The following is a 20,795-nucleotide window of genomic DNA, read 5'->3' on the forward strand; positions in this document are numbered from 1 at the left end:
CCCCCGGGCGATCGCTACGCTCGCCGCATGACGCTCCCCCGCACCGTCGCCCGTGTCGCCCTCGGCTCGATCATGGTGGGGGCCGGGGTGCTGCACCTGACCGCGCAGCGCGAGGAGTTCCAGGCCCAGGTGCCCGACTGGTTCCCCGTCGACGAGGACCTGACCGTGCTCGGCTCCGGCGTCGTCGAGATCGGCCTCGGCGCGGCCTTCGTGGCCCTGCCCCGGCACCGCCGGCTCGTCGGGGCGCTGCTCGCCGCGTTCTACGTCGTGATCTTCCCCGGCAACATCGCGCAGTACGTCGAGGGCACCGACGCCTTCGGGCTCGACACCGACGCCAAGCGGTTCGGCCGGCTGTTCTTCCAGCCGCTGCTGGTGCTCTGGGCGCTCTACGGCGGCGGTCACCTCCGGCGGCGCGGCCGGGACTGAGGCCGGCCCCCGACGCTACGGCCGGGCCTCGGGCCGGGGGCCGGCCGACCGGCTCAGAGGGTCGGTCGCACGCCCGCGAGGAACCGCAGCACGGTCCCCCGCACACCCGCCGCGCCGGCCTCGAGCGGCAGCGCGCTCCCGGCCCCGGCGAAGGTCCGTGCCGAGACCCGGGCGCTGCTGCCGAACATCTTCTCCGCGCCCGCCTGGCCCAGCCGCCGGACCCGGGCGTCGCGCCCGCCGGACAGCACCAGCACCGGCGCCTCGACGCGTCCGGACGTGAGGGTGGCCAGGCCGACCGCGGCCAGCACGCTCGACACGTCGCCGCACGGGGTCGGGTTGCGGCGGGCGGTCGCCAGGCGGCGTACCCGCTCCGTGGCGCTGGCGAAGAGCAGCGAGCGGAACTCCGCCGGCGTCGCGCCGTACGCCGAGTAGCTGCCGCCCAGGCAGCGACCGAGCTGGTCGGTCACCACGCGCAGCGCCTCGCCGGTCGGCGTCACCGTCGGCGCCGACATCAGCACCAGCCCGGCGACGTCGTCGAACTCCGCCGCCTCGAGCTGCGCGACGGTCGCGCCGGTCCCGTGCCCGTGGAGGACGACGTGGGTGGCGTGCGGGGGCTGGTCGTCCTCGCCCCGCCGGTCGGTGAACCGGTAGTTGCCGGAGTAGAGGTGCTGGACGACCTGGTGCAGCATCGTGGCCTGGGCGCCCAGGCAGGTGGCGTTGCCGTTGGCCAGCGGGCTGCTGTCGTAGCCGAGGCGGTCGACGACCAGCGAGGTCTCGCCGCGCCGCGCGAGCTGGGTGGCGTAGTCGACGCCCGGCACCTGCCGGAGGTTCCAGAACCACGCACCGGTGCCGGCGTCGTGCACGAGCACGTTGACCCGCAGGCGACCGGGCGAGCCGCTCAGCGTCGACCGGGGCCCGACCAGCCGTCCCTGCAGGACGTGCGGGCGGTTGTCGGCCAGGCACAGCGCGGACGTCTCGTTGGTGTTGCTGACCTCGAACGCCACCCGGCGGTGGGCGACCTTCCGGGCCGGCGCCGTGGTCGCCTTGGCTGCTGCCGTGGTCGCCGTTGTGGTCGCCGGGCCGGTGCGGTCGGCGGCGTCCGCCGGCCCGGCCAGCACGGCGCTCGTGAGGGCGAGCCCGGCGAGGCCGACGACGGTGGTGAGCAGGCGCTGGCGCATGCTGTTGAACGTAGTTCAACAGACAGGTACGCAACAGACTGTCGGTATGTGACCTTCGGGACAGCGCCGGCCCGTGTCGTCGCCGGGGGCCGCGGTCACTCGCCCTGGCAGAGCCCGACGGCCGTGGCGTACTCCGGGTCCTGCTGGGTGCCGCCGCCCCCGGAGTCCTCGACCGGCTCGCCGAGGCGGGCCCAGAAGCGGTCGCGGTACGCCGCCAGGCCGGCGCCGTCGACGCACTCGAGCACCGCCCCGAGGTCGATCCCGCCGCCCGGCACCTTGCAGCCGGCGTAGTCCGTGGGCAACGGCTGGTCGGCGACCCAGACCTCGGTGCACGACGGCAGGCTCGCGACGAGCTCCTCGATGTCGGTGGGCCGCGCCGACGGCGAGGACGGGGCACTGCTTGCGCTGCTGCTCGGGCTGCTGCTGGAGGTCGTCCCGGACGGTCCCCCCGTCGCGTCGGGCTCGTCGTCGCCGGAGCACGCCGTCAGCGTGAGGGCGAACAACCCGGCGGACAGCAGGGCGGGCAGGGTGGCGGCGCGTCGCATGGCCCGCAGGGTAGTGCGCGGCGACCCTCCGCGCCGGTCGTCAGGCGCGTTCGGGGTCGAGCACCGGCCAGAGCAGGTCCAGGCTCCGGTCCAGCCACGCGCCGTCGACCCGGCCGCGGCGGACCAGCTCGCCGAGCCAGGCACCCAGCAGGAGGCTGACCACCCCCTCGGCGTCCACGTCGGCCCGCACCCGCCCCGCCCGGGCGTCGTCGCGCAGCCGGGCGGCCAGCGCGTCGTCGTACGGGCGGAGGGCGTCGCGGAAGAGCTCGGTGAACGCGGGGTCGGCATCGGCGACGATCGCGGCGAGCCCGCCGGGGCCGAGGATGTCCGACATCTGGCGCCAGGCCTGCTCGAGGGAGAACCGCAGCTTGTCCCGTGCGGAGCCGTCGGGCGGGAGGTCGGGCACGCCGATCGCGCCCCGGAGCACCGCGTCCAGCAGCGCGGCGCGGTTCGCGTGCCGGCGGTAGATCGTCGTCTTGGCCACGCCCGAGGCCGCTGCCACGGCCTCCATCGTCACGGCCGCGGGGCCGCCGCTGCGCAGCAGCGCGAGTGCTGCTGCGGCGACCCGCTCGTCGGTCCCTGCCTGCCGCGGACGACCTCGCCCCGCGCCCGGTTCACCCATGGCCGCATCGTAGCGTTCGATAATACGCTACGCATCGCGTATCGTTATCAGGACACCTCGTGGAAGGAGCACCAGATGTCCGAGAACGCCTACCTGGTCTGGCTGGTCGCGATGGCGGTCATGACCGTCGTCGTGCTGACCGTTGGGACCCTCATCGCCTCCGGGATCATCCCCGTCGGCCGGGACTCCCGGGACGCGCAGCGGCCCGGCGCCGGCGACCGCACGCAGGCGGACGCCGACCCGGGCCGGCAGCACGAGAGCACCCGGCGCGCGGCCTGAGGCCACGCGCCGGCGGGGGTCAGCTGGTCGTGCCGGTGCCCTCGCCCTCGATCCGGTCGTCGTGGAGCAGCTCGCCCTCGGCGTCGACCGGCGTGATCGTCACCTCGAAGGTGATCGGGGAGCCCTTCTGGTAGCGGAAGTTCTCGCCCCAGGAGATCTGCTGGCCCGAGGCGAGCGTGTAGACCGACGGGTCGCGGTAGGCGCCGGCCGCGAGCGCCCCGTCGTTGACCTCCATCTGCTCGAACAGCGCGTCGTCGACGACCGAGTCCATGCCCTGCATGTAGGGCCAGTCGTCGTAGCGCGACTCGACCGAGACCAGGCTCGAGCCCAGGTCGAGGTCGTCGCCGTTGTTGGTGGCGACGTAGTTGAGGAAGACGATCTCGTCGCCCTCGGCGATGATCGGCTTGTTCTTCTCCGGGTCCACGAACTGCCCGGTCTTGGTGGCCTTGGTCGTGCCGACCTGGAAGACGTCGACGCTCACGTCGCCCGCCTCGATGGTGGCGATCTTCTCGCCCGGGGTCGTGACGGGGTTGGCCCACTCCGGCTGGTCGCCCGAGGTGGCACCCCCTGCGCTCTCGGACTCCTCCTCGGTGGGCTCGTCGGCCGGCGTCTCGCTCTCGACGGGCGCGGCGGTCTCGGAGCTGGTGTCCTCGGCCGCCTCGGAGTCGGCGTCGTCGCCGCCGCAGGCGGAGAGGCCCAGCAGGGCGAATGTGGCGAGGCCGGCGACGGCGACGCGGGCCGAGGTACGAGCGGAGGGACGGGTGGGGGTACGGCGCATGACTTCCTTCGGGTGCGGGGGTCGGTACCTCCTCCAGGCTGGCCCAGGCCCGCTCCCGCAAACCCCACCGGTCCCGACGGTCACGTGATCCAGGTCTCACGACGGCGTCCTCAGGCCTAGCCTGGCCCGGTGAGCCCCCGCGACCCACAGACCCGCAAGCGCGACGCCCTCGCCCGTCTGACCAGCCCCGCGGTCGACACCTGGGTCGCCAGCGCCTCCCCCGCCGGTGCCGCCCACCTGGTCCCGCTGTCGTTGTGCTGGACCTCCGACCGAGCGGTCGTCGCGGTGGACTCGACCTCGGTGACCGCCCGCAACGTCGTCGCCACCGGCCGCGCCCGGCTCGGCGTCGGGCCCACCCGTGACGTGGTCATGATCGACGCGGAGCTCGACCGGGTCGTGCCCGCCGACGAGACTGCCGACGACGGCGGCGCGCTCGGCACGGCGTACGCCACCCAGGCCGACTGGGACCCCCGCGGCTCGACCGGCTACGCCTTCCTCGTCCTCCGCCCGGTCCGCGTCCAGGCCTGGCGCGAGGTCGACGAGATGGCCGGCCGCACCCTGATGACCGACGGCCGCTGGCTCGTCTGACCCCGGGCTCCTTCCCCGGCACGATCCGTCCGGGTACGCCACTCAGGGCGTCGACGGTTCCCAGGCGAGCACCGCGTCCCGCAGGGCGCCCGGGGACGCAGCGCTGTCGAGCCGCAGGACGGGCTGGTCCAGGCCGTCGAGCCACGCCTCGTGGGCGACCCGGCTACGTCCGGTGAAGCCGGGATCGTCGTAGCCGCGAGCCCAGTCGAGGAACGCACCCCAGGCCTCTGCGTCGACGTCCCTGCCGGCCGACCGGGCTGCCTCGCGCTGCTGCAGGCGCCGGAGCCGCTCCTCGGCGTCGAGCGTCAGGAACACGACAGCGTCGCAACCGGCCACGACGTCGTCGCCCCAGCCCATCGCCGAGCCCGACAGCACCCACGCCTCGCGTGGAGCGAACACGCTGCGCATCAGGCGTACCCGCTCCGCCTCCGGGCGCTTCTCGACGTACGGCGGGTCGGACGGCACCCAGAAGTAGTCGTCGGCGTCCGCGTGCGGCACCGACCAGGCGTCCGCCAGCGCCCGCCCGAGCGTCGTCGTGCCCGACCCGCTCGCCCCCACCACGTGCAGCCGGCAGCGTCGCATGTCGCCATCCTCGACCATGACGCGACAGCCCGTCGGCACCGCGCGCAGGGGTCGTGTGCTCAACGGCGCGCCGCGGCGCGTTCTGAGGCACACGACCGTGACGACCGACCGCGCTCTCCGGCCGGGCATAGCCGAATCCCTGACTGCCTCCGACACGTGCAGATTCGGGGCCGCGACCCAGGCTCGACTGTGGTTGGCAAAGCGCTGCCGACAACCGACGAACCTGCAACGAGGTCAGGCGTGCAGCACGCGACTCTGCAACGCCTTGACGCACCGAACTGCAGCGCGGCAGCTCGGCTCACTCCGGGCCGAGTGAGCCGATCTACCGTCGACGGACGGGCAGAAGCGCGTCGACGTCGACAGCGACCGGGAAGACGTAGCCGACGCGCCAACTTCCGTCCGTCGGTCCACGACCACGTCGGACAGGTCTGCACGTCCCTGATCGACCGTGAGCGCGGGCCGCTGTCGTCGACGGACTACCCGAAGTGCCGACCGGGGACCCGCCGACCTGCGCAAACTCTCCGCCCGACGGACTTCTGGTAGTCGGTCGACGAACCACCGGGTCCAGCCGAAGCGGTCGGCGCACTTCGGCCCGAAAGTGCCGGGCCGCGGACGGCGAACTGAAGAGTTTCAGACTCGAGGCCGCAATTTTCAGATTCGACCCTTGTCGGCAAAGCCGCCTGCGTCAGTTGTGGCGCGACAGGCCGATGTCACTGCGCGACACTTCGGTGTCACTACTGACACCCGCGTGTCGTTCATCCACAGGGACGTCGCGCGGTCAGCGAGCGGTTGCCCGGCGGAGTTGCTCGACGGCTTCGCGGGCAGCGTCGAGCGGGATGCGCTCTTGCTCGATGCGCCGGTGGCCGGTGTGCGCGGGGTCGAGCAGGCGGTGGTAGACCGCGCGCTCGTCGGGGCGGAGCCTTGGAGTGGGCTTGGGTTCTCCGGGGGTGAGGGGGCTGCCCTTGGGGTCGTGGTTGGTTCCGAAGCGTTCGTAGGTGTCGTAGATGGCGGGGTCCATGAGGATGGACTCGATGTCGCGGTCGAAGTCGTGGCGGTAGCCGTCGAGGATCTCGTAACCGTCTGGGTCGATGTCGCCCCAGTAGATGAGCGTGGGTGCGTGTCGGAGCCAGGGGAAGGCTGCGGGTGTCTTGCCGCCTTTGCCAACGCCTTCGACGGAGATCCCGCCGGGCAGTTCGGGGAAGTGGATGGCGGTGTCTTTGTTCTCGGAGATGACGACTACCTCGGGGAGGTAGGCGGGTGTGAAGTGGTCGCCGACGGTTGCTGAGTCGTGGATCCGTGCGCCGGTGGCTCGGTAGGTGGGGTCGAGGTAGGTGAAGTGGATGCGCGCGGGGTGGCGTTGCAGGAGGGCTAGGTCGGTGAGTCCGGTGAGGGCTTGCACTCCGGCGGTGCGGGTTTGGAGCCATTTGGCGTGGACACCGGGGAGCGGGACTTGGCGCGGTGTGATGCCGCTGGCGGCTCGCTGGGGGTCTTCGAGGTACCAGTCGGCGACGGTGAGCAGGAGGTCGAAGTCGAGGTCGGTGTAGCCGTCGGTGACGCGGATGACGGCGGCGGTGTCGCTGGTTGGGAACCGTTCGCGGAGGATGTGGAGTCGTTGGCGGGCGCGGTTGAGTCGGTTGGGCCACTCCCCTGCTGCGAGTTGGGCGGCTTGGTCGATGCTTTCCACTTCGATGTGGGTGGGAAGGTCGAGGGTGGTCCAGACTCGGCGGGGTTTGTCGATGACGCGTAGGCCGTGGTCTGCTGCCCAGTCGCGCCATGCGTGGACGGCGGGTTGGTGTGTGTCGGCCCACCGGGTTTGCAGGTCGTCTTGGGGGACGGAGCCGAGTCCGGTGGGGAACTTGTGCGGCCAGGAGTCGGTTGGTTCGGTGCTGGTGAGGTCGGCTATCCAGCGTGCTTTGAGTCGGTTCTCGACGGAGCGCAGGAGGTTGTGGGGTGTCACGCTGTGGCCTCGCGGTCGCGGAGCCGGGCGATGGCTTTGCGTTCGGTGGGCGGGATGACGGCGACGGCGGACTTGCTGGTGGCTTGGTCTTTTGCCATCCACAGCACGAGGTCGGCGTGTGGTTCGAGGGCGGTGAACTGGCCGTAGGGGGCTCCGATGATGAGTTGGAACCCGAGGCCCTTCCAGGCGTCGACGGAACGTCCGGCGAACTCGCTGTCGGCTTTGACGAATCCTTCGTCGAGGAACACTGGGGCGAACCGGGGGCGGGTGTTCTCTTCGTCGCCCAACTGGAACCGGAGGGCTGCGCCGACGATGAATGCGACGAGTTCCTGGGATTCGCCGCCGGACTTTCCGCCGAGGGAGGTGTAGGTGACGCGGTCGATTCCTGCGTCGTCGTAGGCGACGGCGGAGATTTCGATGTGTTTGGTGACGTCGAGGAAGTAGTCCCGGTCCTTGGTGCCTCGGTTGTTCTCCTTGCGGATGAGGCCCATGAAGCGGCTGAGTCGCTTGAACCAGCCTTCGAGTCGTTCTTCGCTGAGTTCGGACACCTTGGCGCGGGCGAGGAGGCCGAGTTCCTTCTTGAACCTGACGATGTCGTCGCGTTGCAGTTCGCGTAGGTCGATGCGGAGCCGGTACTGGTGGGCTCCGAACGGGAGTGTCTTGAGGATGGTGTTGACGGGGTCGAGTCGGGCGTGGATGTCGCTGATGGCGAGGCTGTAGGCACCGGCGAGGAGCACGAGGTGCTTGCTGGACCATTCGGTGAGCCTGCGCTGCCAGTCCTTGCGGCGGTCGTGGAGGCCGGTTTCGATGAGGGTGTCGAGGATGCGGCGGAACGAGGGGTAGTTCTCGACCGAAGGTGAGAGGTTGTTGGCGGCGTCGGGCCATTCCTTGAGGTACCGGTTGAACGCTCCTTCGAGCCGTCCGGTCAGTTCGGTGACGCGGCCTCGGGCTTCTTCGCCTTGTTTGAGCAGGCGGCTCTTGAGCCGCTTGACGCCTTCACGGATGCCGTCGAGGTCTCCGACAGTCGCAACCTCGGCGTATTCGCGGGTCAGGTAGGCGGCCTGTTCGTCGGTGAGGAACACCTGCTGGGCGGTTTCGATGGCCCGGAGGCGGGTGTAGGTGGCGTCGCGGCGGTCGCCGATGGCTTCGGCTTCCTCCTTGAGTTCCTTCAACTTCCGGGTGGCTTCGTGGAGGCGGCCTCCGGCGTCCTTGACTTCCTGTTCGAGCCGGTCGTGGGTGGTTTGCAGTTCCTTCAGCGTGTCGTCGGCGTCGAGGACCTGTTGGCGCTTGGCGCGCAGGTCAGCCAGTTCACCGTTGATGCCTGCGGTGTCGATGTCGCGCCACAGGGTGTCGACGACGGTCTCGTGGGCCTTCTTGTCTTCGTACAAGGCCCGGTAGGCGTCGTCGGCGGCCTTCAACCTGGGCGTGAGCGCGAGGAGTTCCTGCTCGATCTCGGCGAGGCGGGCGTCGATTTCTTCGATGCGTTCCTTGCTGGAGAACCCGATGACGAACGGTGCTTTCAGTTCACCGTGCGCACCTTCTCGGCCCCGTCGGGTCTGCCCGTTGATGGTGACGCGGCGTCCGTCACCGGACAGGTCGGCGGGGGTGTCGACGCAGAGGGCGTCGGTGTTGGGTGCGGTGATGCGGTCTTGGACCCAGGCGGTGTAGGGACTGTTCTTGTAGGTGACCTTCCCGGACACGTAGCGGGGGTCGGTGCGGCGGTCGGTGAACGGTTTGAGGTCGACGCCTTGGAAGTTGATGCGGTGGGAGATCCGTTCGCCGTCGATGCTGGCGGAGAGGTGGTCGAGGTCGTCGGCGTTGACGAGCATGACGCGGGAGATGCCGAACAGGGTGGTCTCGATCGCTTGGCGCCACTGCTGGTGCTCGGCGGGGACGTCGAGCAGTTCTCCGACGAACGGCAGTTCACTGGGGTCGATGCCTGCGGCGTCGGCGATTTCCAGCCGCGCCCGGTGGAGGGCGGGGTCCATACGTCCTTGACGGCCACCGGCGAGGTCGCGGCGTTCTTCCCCGAGGTTCTTCTTTTCCTCCAGGGGGGCGAACTGTTCGCGCAGGAGGCTGTTCTTGGTCTCGGTGGCTTCCTTCTCCCGCTCGTCGAACCCTGACAGCCAGGTGCGGGACGCAGTTTGGGCGGCGGTGAAGTCGTCCTCGGTGTCGAGGGTGAGGTTGAGGCGGCTGGTCTGCCGGGTGAATGTGTCGCGTGCTCGTTCGGCGTCGGCGAGGTCGGTGCCGAGGCGGTTGATGTCGTCGTCGTATCGCCGGATGAGGGCGTGGGATTCGTTGTTGGAGAGGTCTTCGGCGACGGACCGGAACTGGACTTCGACCTTGTTGAGGTGTTCTTGGGCGGCGGTCTTCTCGGCTTCTGCGAGGCCGCGTGCGGTGTGGTTGTTGTCGGCGGCGACCCCGAGCAGGTCGTCGGTCATGGTGAGTTCCCAGATGAGCAGCGGGGTGTCGCCGGTCTGGGTGACGCCGAACGTGTCGATGAGGCGCTCGTTCTCTAGCGCTGCCTCGCGGGCCTGGTGCCAGGCGGGGATGTCTTGGAGGATGTCGACCTTCTTCTGGTCGGTCTCCATCTCCTTGTAGGTGGTCTCGTAGCCGACGAAACTCTCGACGGCTTCGTCGGCACGTTCGTAGGTGACGGGCTTTTCGAGGACGAGCCGCTTGTACAGGTCGTCGACGGTGGAGACCCGCTGCCCGCCTTGGATGTTGGCGAGCAACTTCAACGCCTTGGTGCCGTCACCGTGCGCGCCGATCCCGAGACGGGTGAAGAACGCCTGGGAGAACTGGCCGTACGAGTCGTGCATCTGGAGGTTGGGGAACCGACCCTCGACCTGTCGCTTGTCGAACTTGTCGGGCACGAACGGTTCCATGTCGAGCAGGTTCACGGTGCCGTCGATGGTGCACATCTTGCGGGTGAGGTCGCTGTCCTTGACCGCTGTGCGTGGTACGTAGAACAGGCGGGCGACGGTGTACCGATGTTGGTGGTCGTCGATGAAGGTGACCGCGAGGGCACCCCACGTGTCGCCGTCGCCGCCGCGCAGCACCTGGTCGGTCAGTTCACCGGTGATGTCGCGGGCGGTGTCCATCTTGCCGCGCAGGTAGGACACGAGGCTGCGCTGGTCGGCTCCTCGGACACGTCCGATGGTGGCGTCGTTCGACGCACCGTTGAACGCGGTGCCGGAGTCCATCATGACGGCGATGTAGGCGTCCAGGAGGGTGGACTTGCCGGTGCCGGAGGCTCCCGACAGGAGCGTGATGGTGGGTGCGAAGGTGACGGTGTGGTGGTTGTCGAACCCTCCCCAGTTGAGGAGTTGAAGGGATTCGACCCGCCACTGTGTGGTGCCATCGGTTGCCCCCGCCAGATACAGGAGCGGCTCGTCGCCAGTGTGGGCGCTCATGCGTTCGCCTCTTCTTCGCGCGGCACCAGGTCATCCGCCGCTTCGTCTTCCGTGTCGGGTCCGGCGTCGTCGAGGGGCGCATCGACGCTCACGGGGGTGTCGCTGTTCTCGTTGATCAGCCATTCCCACAGTTCGTGCAGTTTCGGCAGCGGCAGCAAGACTGCGATGACGGGCGAGATGCGCAGACGTCCGGGGTCGTTGGTCTCCATCAGCACGTCGGCCTTGATGAGGTTCTTCACCGCGTTGGTCGCAGCCCTCTTGCCGCCGTGGAGGTCCTTGTCGCTGGCGGGCCGGAACGACGCCACCTGCGCGATGAGGTCGTCCTCCTCGACCGTGACGACGTCGTGCCCAGCGTTCTGCTCGCTCTGGAATCGGTGCCGCAGGAACACGAGCAGGATCGTTTCCTCACGGTTGTAGGCGGTGTCGTGCAGCAGGGTCGGGAACTCCCGGCCGCCGGTCTCCGACGCGGCCTGCCTCTTGAACGCGACCTCGTAGCGGTAGTCGATGTGCAGGTCGAGGAACATGTCGTGCAGCCGCGCCTGGATCGCCTCGGGGTCTTCGCGGATAACCCGCCACTCATTGGGGCGCTGGGCAGCCGACACGAAACGGTTCTTCATCAACACGACGAGGGCCTTGCGCTGCGCCAGCGAGAGTCCCCCTCGGTCGCCCTCGAACAGCGCCAGCGTGGACTCAGGTTTAGGGGTGTCGGTGAAGTCGTCGGTGTCGTCAAGGTCGGCCGCGAAGTCGTCGCCGAGCCCGTCCGCGAAGTTGTCGGCTCCGCCGTCGGGGTCGCGTGCGCCGAAGGACGTCTCACTCATCGTCTGTCCCTTCAAGGGTGCGGGTGTCGTCGTCCAGGGCGGCGGCCTGGTCGGGCGTCAAGGTCGCAGCGGGTACGAGGAAGTTGCGGCGCTCCCCGTTTGGTCGGATGGCCTCGAAGACCTCCGCCTCGGCGAACGGGTCGAATGCACCGGTGCGAGACACCACGTGCAGGAGTCCGAGGATCTCGACCGGGCGGCGCAACTCGTCCGGCAACGTGTTGAACAGTTCGCCGACCGTGTCCATGTCGCCCAGGAGGAACGCATCAACGACGGCGGCCCGGAGGTCGTCGAGCGCTGGTCCACCCATGGCGCGCAGTTCCTCGGCTGTCGGTGGTGTCACCGGCTCTTGCGGCTCTCGCGACAACGGCGGTGGCGGGGCCACTGTCGAAAGGTCCCAGGTGCGTTCCCGCAGGTGGCCGACCTTTAACGTCGGCGGGAGCAGTCCGAGCGGAACCGTCGTACGTGGGCCGGTGTGCTCCATCCAGTCGGCGAGTTCGCGTTCGATGCCGCGCAGGACGCGGTCGAGTTCGCGTTCTTCAAGGACGTTGCGGTTGACGATCTGTTCGCCGAATGTCTCGTTGACGCGTCGCAACTGTGCGAGGACGTCGGCGGTGCCCTGCCGCAGCGCTGGCTCCGCTCCCCGAATCTCTCGCACGTCGGTGTTGTCGAGCACCTCGGCGGCAGGGTGTTCGAGGATGACGCGCAGGTTGTCCTGCAACTCCGACAACAGCACCTCGTCGGAGAGCAGCACGAACGCTGAGTCGAACGCACGGCCCTCAGGGGTGTCCATGACGAGCCGGTCGTAGCGGGCGAGGAAGTCGTCGAGCATCTGGCCCAGGCCTGGGCGGTCGTCGTTGCGGAAGTCGGTGAGGAACTTGCGATGCAAGTCGAGCATCGCTTCCTCGACGCGCTTGAAGTCCGAGGGCAACTGGCTGATCAGGTCCAGCAGGTTCGTGTACGCGCCGAGCATCTTGTCGACCGAGGCGGTCGCGACCTCGCCTCCTGCTGCGAGCCGGTCGCGTTCGGCCTCGCGCTCCCGAATCTCAGCGTTGAGCCGCTCGATGCGCGACGACGCGTCCGGTGAGGCTTCAAGCGCCCAGCGGCGCACCTCGTTCAGGATGGTCTGGAGGCGTGACTCTGAGACCAGGACCCGGTCGCGTGCCATCTCCTGAACCCAGTCGAGCGCTTCGAGCGCCCCGGAGGTGAGCGAGTAGAAGACGGTGCCGTCCTCGGTGCTGTCGCGGAACAGCCATTCGTCATCGACCCACTGGTTGCACAGTCCCCGCCCGTTGGTCGAAGGTGGCACGTCCTTGCCGTCGCGAACCAACTCGGCCATGTAGGTGTCGACCTGCTGGTGCAGCAGGTCCGCTGCGACCGAGCGGCGTTCGCGGGAGAAGGAGGACCGGAACACGGCGATGCGGAACGCCGCCCACTTGCCGTCGAGCATCCGGAGCGCGGCGCGCGCGAGCACGTCGCAGGCGCGACCATGCTCCGCGACGACGTTGCTCACGACACCTCCCGCACACCCCGTTGACCGCCCTCGGGTGGCCCTTGGCTTCGGAGACTAGATGGCAGGTCCGACAGATGTGTTACGACTGAAAAGTCCGGTCCAGGGATGCTCAACCTGAGCGGTGCGACGTAGCCGTCGACTCCTCGGCCGGACGCGGCTATGGTCGACGCACGCGGTTGGCGGGTGCCCGGTAGGCAGGTGCACCGGTGGACCGTAGACGTCCGAGCCGGGTGGCTAGCGGCTCGGGCTCCGGAGCACCGTGAGCAGGTGGTCCGGACCCGGCTTGGAGCGCGGTGTGCAGGCGGTCCAGGCCTACAGATGGCCCGAGCCCTGGTGTCAGGGGCTCGGGCCGCTGTGGTGTCATGCGTCGTGGACGCGCCCCGCGACGAGGGCTTGGAGCGCGCTCGTGTGGGCCGAGTTCGGTCGCCGCAAGAACGTCTCGACCGTGCCGTTGCCATCGAGGGTGTCGTGGACCGAGATGCGAGCGAGGCGTCGCTCCCTGAGGACGTCCTTCACGGCGTCGTAGAAGGCGCGTTGTCGCCAGCGGGGTGCACCGACTCCGGTGAAATCGCCGGGCGCATCCGGCTCGCCGAAGAAGCGTGCGGCGGAGGGATTGGTCCAGCGTTGGCCGCTGCCCCAGCCGGGCAGGAGCCGGGCTTCGTGCTCGCGGCAGTACGACTGGTAGGCCGGTGTCCAGCGCAGGCCGAGGTCGTTGGTGGCTTCGAGGGTGAGGGCGCGGTAGCGGTTGAAGTGCTGTTCCTCGTCCAACTCGACCAGCAGGAGCCCGTCCGGGGTGTCGAAGGCGAGGTCCCAGCCGCCGGGTCGGATGCGGTCGAAGTGGTCCGGGTGGCCGTCGAGCAGGTCGTACAGCCACCTGATGCGGTCGCGCTGGTCGTCGGGGAGGTCGGCGAGCCGTGGGAGACGGGGCGGTGCGACCTGGGTCCAGCCTCCGTCGACGAGGCGGGAGGCGAGGGCGCGGACTCGGGCTCCGGTGGCGACCATGTTGTGACGGTAGCCGCGAGTGGGTGCCTAATGGAGCGGGCGGCCGATCAGCCGTAGCGCTTGTAGTGCTTCAGCACCTCGCGGTGGTCGATCAGGACTTGGTCGAGGCTGCTGCCGCCGAGGAAGTCGGCCCAGGGCCAGTCACGGCTGCGGTCTGCGGCGGCACGGAACGCGAGTTCGACCAGTGGCACGTCGCGCTCATCCCAGGACCATTGATTCTCTCCGACGTACTCACCACTCAACGCGCGGTATCCGCGTCCGTCTTGGCGCTGCTCCTGGATGAGGCCGAGGCGGTACTCGTAGCCGTGGATTGCAGTCCTGTAATCGGCGTCCAGTGGGATGAGGTCTTCGAAGAAGCGACGGATGTCTGCCTTGAGGACGTGGCTTGCGGGGTAGAGCCACCGACCTCCGTTCCATCGCGGCATGGCATTCACCCAGTCGTCCGCCAGAAGCCGGTTGGGGTGGAGCAGTTGCGAGGCGTTCATCGGCTCACCGGTTCCCATGCTGGTCCGTCCGGCAGGCTCGGTACCGAGCCGGATGATGAGCCGTTCGCGGTCACGGCGCACGGCGGCGACGCCCATGGCGGTCGCTGCGAACAGGGCGGGCCAGAGCCGGGCGCTATCGAGCCCGGTGGTCGCCGACGAGATCGGGGCGGTACCGGCGTCAATCAGGCGTTGCAGGGCGTCTACCCACAGCCGGTCGTTAGTCCCGTCGTCGTGCCAGACACCTGTCACGAGTAGGTGGGTTAGTGGGGTCGCTGCTTTGAGGTAGCGCTCGTAGATGCGTTGGATCTTCTCGCCGTCAAGGCTGGTTTCGGTGACTGGCTGTTCAGCGATGCTTGCGGCGAGGTCGTTGGCGGTATCCATGATGAGGTCGTGGAGGTCGATCCGTCGCACAGGGTCGGGCAGGTAGCGCTTTAGGCGGGCGACCGCCATGGCGGTGGTCAGCGGTGGCTGGGAGAGCCGATCGAGCGCTTCGATGCTGCCGAGCAGGTCGCCGAACAGTTCGTCAGCCCCGGCCGACTGGATCACCAGGCCCCGACGGTTGGCGAGGATGCGTTGTGCAGTGTCGCCCTTGCTACTTCGGCTGTCCCAGTAGAGCGGGTAGCGACGGTTGGGCGTGGCGTCGAGGGCGGCGACGAGCGCGGTGTCCCAGTCGGCTGACCAGCCGCTGATGAGGAGGCCGTACTCGTCGAAGACCTGCCGCAGAAGAGTTGTCCACTCGGCTGGGTAGTCACTGAGTTCTTCTGGGGTGTTGCGGGTGCCGAGGTCCTTGTAGTCGCCGTGCAGTTTCACGACCGTCGCGTCGGCGTGCACCAGGGGTGCCATCCCGTTGACGGCTTCTGGTCGGGCAATGACCTGCGGTGAGACTCCTGCGGCTTCGAGCGCCTGCTCCATGAGCCGGTCGAAGTTGGTGGTCAGGATGACGCGAACAAGACCGCGCTTCACCAGTTGAGCCACGGCGTGGTGTGCCTTGCTCGGAACCTTGATCCCTTCTTCACGCTCCTCGTCGGTCGGTTCGAAGAAGTCGGCAAGGAGTCCTTGGCGGGCCGCAGGGAGCGGGGCGAGCGATTCGAGCAGTGAGGCGTAGCCCAGTTCGCCATCGCCGTGCTTGTCCCACCAAGCCTCCGGGTCATCCTGCGCGAGACGCAGCGCCTCAGGGTCCTCCGGAGTGGCCGCCGTCGCGGCCCGGCGGACGAGTTCTTTGACGACACCCCACCCGGTAGGAACCCCAGCGCCTGTCGAGACGCCGGAGCCGAGAAGGACGCCGTAGACACCCGGCTGAGCGTGCATCGAGGTTGCGAGCATGACCGACGGTGAGAGTGCAGACAACGGCATGGGCTTCCTTTCCGGCGGGGGTCCAGAATGACAGGCGGTACCGACAAGCCTTCGACTACGCGGGCTCACTGGGCGTCGGCACTCGACACCCCTTCGACCTGACGTCGTCACCGCCGTAGGCCCAGTCGATGAGTGCGCCGCAGCGTTTCGCGCCCTAAAGGGCGAGCCGCATGAGGTTGCGGACTTGGCCGGAGAGCCGCCGTTCGAGCGCGGAGCGTCGGGTGAAGCCGCCAAAGTGGGGGTCGTGGGTATCGAGCCAGGGCTGGAAGGCTGCGGGGTCTTGCCCCGCTTCGTTCCATTCCTGCCAGAGTTCGATCTCGGCCCAGAGCGGGGAGCCGAAGTCGCGAAGAGGGGCCAACTCGATCATGGCGCGCGTGTCGCACAGGATCGTGCGCTGCCTGAAGAGCGCCCAGCCGTCTTCGGAGAGCGCGCGAACTCGGCGGTCGGTTGTGAGGTAGGAGGCGTCGATGTTGGCAGCGGTGCGCAAGTCGACGGCATAGGTGTTTCCGTCGCCGAGGAGGTCAGGTAGTGGGGCAAGGGTGAACGCCCCGTCCCAGTCGGGCGGAATCCCCATCTTGGTCGCGTCAACGACGGGGGCGACGGTCTGGACCTTGACCAGCCTGCCGTCGTTGTAGATGTCGCAGGGGTATCCGAGAAGGGCCACCATTCGACGTTCGATGACGACATTGGGGTCGCGGTCCGGGTTGCCCGCCGACCGTGCCTTCGTGAACGGCACATCGCGGAAGACGTCGCCTTGAAATAGCGGCCGGTGGGCGGTCACGGCGTGCAGATAGAAGGTGTCCGCGCTGGGCGGCCACTCAGCCAATGCAGTCACCGGGTCAGAAGTCCCAGTCCAAAGGCGGCACGGAGGAACGCTGCGGGGCCGGGGTGACGGCAGAGGTGGGAATCATGCCGATTCGGCCTCCACCGGTGCCCTGGGTGGACACCTGGTGCGCACCGTGACGGCGGTAGATGATGTCTTCGCCGACCAGTTCAACGTCGTAGATGTCTCGAAGGTCGGCATGTGCCCGCCGCGCCAAGTCAGCCGGGATAGGCAGGACGCGACTGTTCCCGTTTCGTTGAACGCGCACCGACGGAGCGCTGGTCATGAAGCCGAGGCTCTGGTCCATCGTCCCACCTTCCTTCGAACGTTTTCGTCAGTACGAATCTACTACGTACTGACAACATCCTCAAGCGCTCTATCGGCGATCACGGCTGCTTACTTGAACGCGGTCCGTTAGAGGCTCTCTCGAATGTAGGTCGTGCCGACACGCTCGTTGCCGCCTTGGTTGATGACGTCGCCGACGAGGGCGCGAAGGCCGTCAAGCACCACCGCAAGGTCGGCCACCGGGTCGAGCACGGCGTCTACTGGCACGAATCCCCGCATGGGGCCTGTGACGTCGGGGTCTTGGAAGCCGTTGTACTGCTCGTCGACAGCCAGGAAGTAGATGTCTTCTGGCATCTGGGTGTGGAAGTCAACGCGGATCCGGTATCGGGAGGCGATGCCGAGGCTCTTGGCGACACACCGCAACAGCCAGATGCCGTAGGCGAACGTGCCTTGGATGTCCATGGGGTGCAGGTGTCCCCTTGGCTGGTCTCGTGCTGTTCGGAGTGACCTTGCGTAGACCAGGGAGCCGTCATCATGCACTTCGGCCAGTGTGCGCTGCTCTTGTTCGGCTGAGCGCCACATGCGGTAGCGGCGGCGAGGGTTGACGTTGACGTGAGGGACTTGCAGGTCGATGGACCGGAAGGGGTTGTTCTGCATGGAGGCCAGCAGGATGTCTGTGACCGTTTGCTTCTCGACCGACCCGAGATAGGCGGGCCGGGGCTCGACCGGAATAGCCGTCACGGTGAACCATGCTGCCGCCGCCTGGTCGACACCGGCGAGGGCACGGCGGCCGTGCTCGCCGAGGGCCTTGTCGCTCTCCGTAGCCTGCTCGAACCGCGCCCGGTAAGCCCTCTCGATCTCGCGTTCGCTCATCGTGACGGTCTGGGCTCCGTACCGGCGTGGCGCGTTGAACCGGTTGTTGGCCCAGACGAGGTGGGGGCTGTCGGGACTTGGCGAGACCGACAGGAAGACCACGATGTCGCCGGTCTCAGACGTCACTGGGGTGAAAGTGATGCCGTAGACCGGCGGCTGGATCATGTTGTAGGCGACCTGCCGTAGGCGGCGTTCCTCGCTGTCACCCCACGTGGCGACGCTGACTGCCTTGGCTGCGGCGGAGGAGCCCTGGCCCCGCTCAGCGACGCCATAGACGATGGTCCCTCCGCCCGAGTTCGCCATCGCTGCTACGTCCTTGGCGAACTCCTCGTGTCGAGCCTGCACCGGCAGGGCCTGCTTCCAGTCCAGGTCGTCGGTTTCTTCGACGCCCTGAGCGATCGCTTTCTCGATGAGGCCGAAGTCGATCGCCGACGGCCCAAGGCCCAAGGTGCGGTGAATCGGGGTGAACGCCATGTTGTCTTTCTATCTGGGTGAAGGTTGGTACTTCACGGGAAGCGCACGTGGTGATGTCACGACACACGCAGGGCCGAGCCGAGTGGCGCGAGTCGGTAGGTCAGCGGCGGCGGCCGGAGCCGGGTGGGCCTTGGAGGACCTCGCGGAAGGGCCGCTGCTCGTCGACCGGGTACGCGCCGGGGCAACCGCCAGCGCACTTGCAGACGCTGAACTTGCGGAGCCGTCGAGCCTGTCCGTAGGTCATCTTGTCCGAGGGGTAGGACTCGACAGGCGAGTTCTTCTGGCGGGCCTTCTCAAGCCGTGCTTGCACGGCACGCTCGGCGCAGGATCGGTCGGAGTGGAGGCGTTGGCTGTAGACCTCGCCGGTGGACACATTCCGGGTGACCTCCACCCATCCTTCCGGCGGCTCGTAGGCCATGACACTCCTTCGTGGTTGCTCTGGTCAGAGGGTAGAGACGCTTGAGGGCGGGCGCGCGCGTTTCGGTCGACTCACTGCCTGCTGAGCGCGGTCGACGTCTCGCGGGCGCCCGGCCAGGACCGATTGCAGACGTCATGCGTCCGGTTGACGGAGCCCAATGAGCGTGTCGATGGCACCGTCGACGTCATCGCCTGCGGCTCGGCGTTCCTCCTGTTCGATTGACTCGGCAAGGGTGAGCCCGGCTTTGAGGTATCGGATGGTGCGCCAGGCTGGGATGGATGATTCGACCCAGGCGTCCTCGTCCGGTCGGCTGTGGTCGGGCCAGCGCCGCATCTGGGCCGCGCAGAGGGCGACGAGGGTGGAGTAGGCGTCGGGGTTCCAGCCGCGCTGCCGGTTGTAGACGGCACACTTGGCGGACACCCACCTGATGTTCCAGGGGAACGCTTCGTCGATGGGCATGCCGGTGTCCCGGTACGCCACCGCTGCCTTCACCACCTGTTCGCACAGCGACTGGTCGCGTTCGCGTCGTCGAAGTCGCCCGGAGCGTCCAGCCACTCCCGCCAGTCCCGGAACGCCCATTCGTCTGCCCGTAGATCTGGAAGGCCCTGTTGGGGAACTCGGGGGGCTCGTCGAAGGTCATCTGTCGGGGGCTTGCGTCACGGATGACGGGTCCTTGCAGGAGACGCCCCGTGCGGATGAGTTCGAGTGCCTCGGAGATGAGCATGGTGTCGGTCTCGGGCATGCGGACCTGGATCGTGGTGTGCTGCTGAATGGTGATGAGGGCTTCGGCTAGGTCGGCCAGGGGGCCCTGCTCGGATGTCGTCTCCCTAGGTGTCCACGTTGGCAGCGGGCGCGGCAACGGTGACGCGGCGAACCATCGGGGCGTGAGTTAGGGCTCGCCGCTGGCGTCGGTGTCGATGGAGGACGGACCGACGTCGCTGTCACCGTTCCGGTCCCGCCACCGACGTCGTGCGATTGCCCAGGTCGCGGAGAGGTCAACCATCGGCGCTGGCTGCTTCGCCGCGAACAGTTCACCTAGTAGTAGGACCTCGACGAGAGACGAGGGCAAGCGCGGCGTCGATGGCTCGCCCTTCGCCGTCTGGTTTGCCGCATCGTCGGTTGCCATGACACCTCCACCCTCGACAGTACGGTCCGGCGTCCTGCTGCATCGAGGCTCCAAGAACGTGAAGAACCGCATGGCGGCGGACTGCGACGGGTTCGTGTTCGTGCCCGTAGGTCTGTGCGGCGCCCGGGTCCGGTAGAACGCGCGTTCGAGGTGGGCGCTGGTTTCGGTGACGGTTCCGCCGGTCAGTCTGGCCACGCTGCCGGGGACGGCGGCGGCGATGGCACCTCCGGCTGCTCCGATGGCTGACGCGTCCCGCACGAACTCGGCGACGATTCGTTCAGCGATGTGTTCGGAAGTGACATCCGGAGATCGGCGGCGGTGACTGGCGACGGCGCTTGGGGGCGGTTCCATCGTGTTTCGAGGGCGCTGCTGAGGACCTCGGGCGAGGGCACGGACCGGCGACTGGTTGGGCCTGTCGTCGTCGGCGGTGTCACTCCTGCGGTTCTCCCAGACTTGGGATGCCGTCGCTGGCAGCGTAGGTGTGGCCGATGCGCGGCGGGCGCGAACGCGTCACGCTGGCTGACTCGCGTCGGCGGGGTCACAGGGTTCACGACAGCCTCCTGGCAGTCGCGGTCACGTCGGGCACGTTGTGGTCGGTGTACGGGTCCACGAGGTAGTCGGATACACGCCGGAGGGTGCTAGTCGCTAGTCCTGCTTGACGGTGACGTTCTTGGTCCAGTCGGCGGGGTCACCGGCGGTGCCGTTTCCGGCGCCTATGTAAAGGTTGGTGCGGATCGCGCCGTCGGGGATGCAGGTGCGGGGGACGGCGACGCGGATGGTGTTCTTGTGTGGCCTCCAGGTCGCGGTGACTGCACAGTCGGTCTCGATGGCGCCGCTGGAGTCGTAGCCGGTCAGCCGGTTGCGGGTCTTTCCGGAGGCCTTGCGGACGGAGTAGGCCATGTAGGTGACGTCGAGGTCGGTGGGCTGGAGGGAGAAGCCGAAGACCTGGGTGCCTTTGCCGCTGAGGTCGCGGACGCGTGCGCGGACCACGATGCGGTCCTCGCCGTTGGCGATCGAGACGTTGGTGAGGTCGTAGCGGGCGACGGCGTCGCGGCGTGGGTCGGCGAAGGTGACGGTGTCGGCGTACGCGGGCACCTGGGTCAGGCAGGTCGCGGCAAGTGCCGCCGAGGCCGTGGCGAGGGTCAGGAGGACGCGTCGTCGCGGGTGGTTCGCCGGGGCCTGGTGGGTTTCGCTGTTGTGCACCTGGTCAGGTTAGGCGTCCGGCTTCTCGTGCGTCGGGAGTCCTGGGCCCTGCCC

Annotated in this window: 21 protein-coding genes; 3 read left to right on the forward strand and 18 right to left on the reverse strand. The window is 68.3% G+C overall.

Annotated elements, in window-relative coordinates:
* Nucleotides 1-27 precede the first annotated feature (27 nt).
* Nucleotides 28-426, forward strand: a complete 399-nt coding sequence (locus tag QWY29_RS06825; RefSeq protein ID WP_300959947.1) for a DoxX family protein — start codon at nucleotides 28-30, stop codon at nucleotides 424-426.
* 53 nt (nucleotides 427-479) lie between these two features.
* On the opposite strand, the gene QWY29_RS06830 is transcribed toward QWY29_RS06825, so the two are convergent.
* The 3 genes from QWY29_RS06830 to QWY29_RS06840 all read right to left on the reverse strand — a co-directional run bounded on the left by QWY29_RS06830 (nucleotide 480) and on the right by QWY29_RS06840 (nucleotide 2,771).
* Nucleotides 480-1,604: an alpha/beta hydrolase gene (locus tag QWY29_RS06830; RefSeq protein ID WP_300959948.1), complete on the reverse strand. Its 1,125-nt coding sequence runs from the start codon at nucleotides 1,602-1,604 to the stop codon at nucleotides 480-482.
* Nucleotides 1,605-1,699: 95 nt separating this feature from the next.
* Nucleotides 1,700-2,149, reverse strand: coding sequence for a hypothetical protein (locus tag QWY29_RS06835; protein WP_300959949.1), 450 nt, complete (start codon nucleotides 2,147-2,149; stop codon nucleotides 1,700-1,702).
* A 40-nt stretch (nucleotides 2,150-2,189) separates the two neighbouring features.
* Nucleotides 2,190-2,771 carry a TetR/AcrR family transcriptional regulator gene (locus tag QWY29_RS06840; protein WP_300959950.1) on the reverse strand — a complete coding sequence of 194 codons (582 nt, stop codon included), beginning with the start codon at nucleotides 2,769-2,771 and terminating at the stop codon, nucleotides 2,190-2,192.
* 75 nt (nucleotides 2,772-2,846) lie between these two features.
* On the opposite strand from QWY29_RS06840, the gene QWY29_RS06845 reads away from it, so the two are divergent.
* Complete coding sequence (locus QWY29_RS06845) at nucleotides 2,847-3,050, forward strand: hypothetical protein (RefSeq protein WP_300959951.1); 204 nt, start codon at nucleotides 2,847-2,849, stop codon at nucleotides 3,048-3,050.
* Nucleotides 3,051-3,069: 19 nt separating this feature from the next.
* Here QWY29_RS06845 and QWY29_RS06850 read toward each other — a convergent pair whose 3' ends face one another.
* Nucleotides 3,070-3,828: a hypothetical protein gene (locus tag QWY29_RS06850; RefSeq protein WP_300959952.1), complete on the reverse strand. Its 759-nt coding sequence runs from the start codon at nucleotides 3,826-3,828 to the stop codon at nucleotides 3,070-3,072.
* A gap of 129 nt (nucleotides 3,829-3,957) precedes the next feature.
* On the opposite strand from QWY29_RS06850, the gene QWY29_RS06855 reads away from it, so the two are divergent.
* Nucleotides 3,958-4,416 carry a pyridoxamine 5'-phosphate oxidase family protein gene (locus tag QWY29_RS06855; protein WP_300959953.1) on the forward strand — a complete coding sequence of 153 codons (459 nt, stop codon included), beginning with the start codon at nucleotides 3,958-3,960 and terminating at the stop codon, nucleotides 4,414-4,416.
* Between the two features lie 42 nt (nucleotides 4,417-4,458).
* Here QWY29_RS06855 and QWY29_RS06860 read toward each other — a convergent pair whose 3' ends face one another.
* The 14 genes from QWY29_RS06860 to QWY29_RS06925 all read right to left on the reverse strand — a co-directional run bounded on the left by QWY29_RS06860 (nucleotide 4,459) and on the right by QWY29_RS06925 (nucleotide 20,741).
* Nucleotides 4,459-4,998 (reverse strand): P-loop NTPase family protein, encoded by a 540-nt coding sequence (locus tag QWY29_RS06860; RefSeq protein WP_300959954.1) that lies wholly within the window; start codon nucleotides 4,996-4,998, stop codon nucleotides 4,459-4,461.
* Between the two features lie 778 nt (nucleotides 4,999-5,776).
* Nucleotides 5,777-6,955, reverse strand: coding sequence for a DUF3322 and DUF2220 domain-containing protein (locus tag QWY29_RS06865; RefSeq protein ID WP_300959955.1), 1,179 nt, complete (start codon nucleotides 6,953-6,955; stop codon nucleotides 5,777-5,779).
* Nucleotides 6,952-10,371 (reverse strand): ATP-binding protein, encoded by a 3,420-nt coding sequence (locus tag QWY29_RS06870; RefSeq protein WP_300959956.1) that lies wholly within the window; start codon nucleotides 10,369-10,371, stop codon nucleotides 6,952-6,954. The genes QWY29_RS06865 and QWY29_RS06870 overlap by 4 nt, the downstream gene beginning before the upstream one ends.
* Entirely contained in the window at nucleotides 10,368-11,189 is an 822-nt protein-coding gene (locus QWY29_RS06875; protein ID WP_300959957.1) for a DUF4194 domain-containing protein, read from the reverse strand. Before QWY29_RS06875 ends, QWY29_RS06870 begins: the two co-directional genes overlap by 4 nt.
* Complete coding sequence (locus QWY29_RS06880; RefSeq protein ID WP_300959958.1) at nucleotides 11,182-12,699, reverse strand: DUF3375 family protein; 1,518 nt, start codon at nucleotides 12,697-12,699, stop codon at nucleotides 11,182-11,184. Before QWY29_RS06880 ends, QWY29_RS06875 begins: the two co-directional genes overlap by 8 nt.
* A gap of 360 nt (nucleotides 12,700-13,059) precedes the next feature.
* Nucleotides 13,060-13,701: a DUF7255 family protein gene (locus tag QWY29_RS06885; protein WP_300959959.1), complete on the reverse strand. Its 642-nt coding sequence runs from the start codon at nucleotides 13,699-13,701 to the stop codon at nucleotides 13,060-13,062.
* A gap of 47 nt (nucleotides 13,702-13,748) precedes the next feature.
* Nucleotides 13,749-15,509, reverse strand: coding sequence for an SIR2 family protein (locus QWY29_RS06890; RefSeq protein ID WP_300959960.1), 1,761 nt, complete (start codon nucleotides 15,507-15,509; stop codon nucleotides 13,749-13,751).
* A gap of 184 nt (nucleotides 15,510-15,693) precedes the next feature.
* Nucleotides 15,694-16,320: a hypothetical protein gene (locus QWY29_RS06895; protein WP_300959961.1), complete on the reverse strand. Its 627-nt coding sequence runs from the start codon at nucleotides 16,318-16,320 to the stop codon at nucleotides 15,694-15,696.
* A gap of 58 nt (nucleotides 16,321-16,378) precedes the next feature.
* On the reverse strand, nucleotides 16,379-16,669 hold the full coding sequence (locus tag QWY29_RS06900) for an AbrB/MazE/SpoVT family DNA-binding domain-containing protein (protein WP_300959962.1): 291 nt from the start codon (nucleotides 16,667-16,669) through the stop codon (nucleotides 16,379-16,381).
* A gap of 107 nt (nucleotides 16,670-16,776) precedes the next feature.
* Nucleotides 16,777-17,994, reverse strand: coding sequence for an AlbA family DNA-binding domain-containing protein (locus QWY29_RS06905; protein ID WP_300959963.1), 1,218 nt, complete (start codon nucleotides 17,992-17,994; stop codon nucleotides 16,777-16,779).
* Between the two features lie 100 nt (nucleotides 17,995-18,094).
* Entirely contained in the window at nucleotides 18,095-18,412 is a 318-nt protein-coding gene (locus tag QWY29_RS06910) for a hypothetical protein (RefSeq protein ID WP_300959964.1), read from the reverse strand.
* 132 nt (nucleotides 18,413-18,544) lie between these two features.
* A complete protein-coding gene (locus QWY29_RS06915) occupies nucleotides 18,545-18,967 on the reverse strand; it encodes a hypothetical protein (RefSeq protein ID WP_300959965.1) in 423 nt (140 codons plus the stop codon).
* Nucleotides 18,968-19,301: 334 nt separating this feature from the next.
* Entirely contained in the window at nucleotides 19,302-19,889 is a 588-nt protein-coding gene (locus QWY29_RS06920) for a hypothetical protein (RefSeq protein WP_300959966.1), read from the reverse strand.
* A gap of 294 nt (nucleotides 19,890-20,183) precedes the next feature.
* Nucleotides 20,184-20,741: a hypothetical protein gene (locus QWY29_RS06925; protein ID WP_300959967.1), complete on the reverse strand. Its 558-nt coding sequence runs from the start codon at nucleotides 20,739-20,741 to the stop codon at nucleotides 20,184-20,186.
* Between the last annotated feature and the right edge of the window lie 54 nt (nucleotides 20,742-20,795).

It is taken from the genome of Nocardioides abyssi (genome assembly GCF_030412915.1).
Lineage (GTDB): Bacteria > Actinomycetota > Actinomycetes > Propionibacteriales > Nocardioidaceae > Nocardioides > Nocardioides abyssi.

What these genes read in the sequence shown, in the direction of transcription:
- QWY29_RS06840 (WP_300959950.1), bottom strand. Translation starts at nt 2,771, where the DNA reads ATGGGTGAACCGGGCGCGGGGCGAGGTCGTCCGCGGCAGGCAGGGACC.
- QWY29_RS06830 (WP_300959948.1), bottom strand. Translation starts at nt 1,604, where the DNA reads ATGCGCCAGCGCCTGCTCACCACCGTCGTCGGCCTCGCCGGGCTCGCC.
- QWY29_RS06850 (WP_300959952.1), bottom strand. Translation starts at nt 3,828, where the DNA reads ATGCGCCGTACCCCCACCCGTCCCTCCGCTCGTACCTCGGCCCGCGTC.
- QWY29_RS06890 (WP_300959960.1), bottom strand. Translation starts at nt 15,509, where the DNA reads ATGCTCGCAACCTCGATGCACGCTCAGCCGGGTGTCTACGGCGTCCTT.
- QWY29_RS06910 (WP_300959964.1), bottom strand. Translation starts at nt 18,412, where the DNA reads ATGGCCTACGAGCCGCCGGAAGGATGGGTGGAGGTCACCCGGAATGTG.
- QWY29_RS06900 (WP_300959962.1), bottom strand. Translation starts at nt 16,669, where the DNA reads ATGGACCAGAGCCTCGGCTTCATGACCAGCGCTCCGTCGGTGCGCGTT.
- QWY29_RS06835 (WP_300959949.1), bottom strand. Translation starts at nt 2,149, where the DNA reads ATGCGACGCGCCGCCACCCTGCCCGCCCTGCTGTCCGCCGGGTTGTTC.
- QWY29_RS06885 (WP_300959959.1), bottom strand. Translation starts at nt 13,701, where the DNA reads ATGGTCGCCACCGGAGCCCGAGTCCGCGCCCTCGCCTCCCGCCTCGTC.
- QWY29_RS06845 (WP_300959951.1), top strand. Translation starts at nt 2,847, where the DNA reads ATGTCCGAGAACGCCTACCTGGTCTGGCTGGTCGCGATGGCGGTCATG.
- QWY29_RS06860 (WP_300959954.1), bottom strand. Translation starts at nt 4,998, where the DNA reads ATGCGACGCTGCCGGCTGCACGTGGTGGGGGCGAGCGGGTCGGGCACG.
- QWY29_RS06825 (WP_300959947.1), top strand. Translation starts at nt 28, where the DNA reads ATGACGCTCCCCCGCACCGTCGCCCGTGTCGCCCTCGGCTCGATCATG.
- QWY29_RS06875 (WP_300959957.1), bottom strand. Translation starts at nt 11,189, where the DNA reads ATGAGTGAGACGTCCTTCGGCGCACGCGACCCCGACGGCGGAGCCGAC.
- QWY29_RS06905 (WP_300959963.1), bottom strand. Translation starts at nt 17,994, where the DNA reads ATGGCGTTCACCCCGATTCACCGCACCTTGGGCCTTGGGCCGTCGGCG.
- QWY29_RS06920 (WP_300959966.1), bottom strand. Translation starts at nt 19,889, where the DNA reads ATGGAACCGCCCCCAAGCGCCGTCGCCAGTCACCGCCGCCGATCTCCG.
- QWY29_RS06870 (WP_300959956.1), bottom strand. Translation starts at nt 10,371, where the DNA reads ATGAGCGCCCACACTGGCGACGAGCCGCTCCTGTATCTGGCGGGGGCA.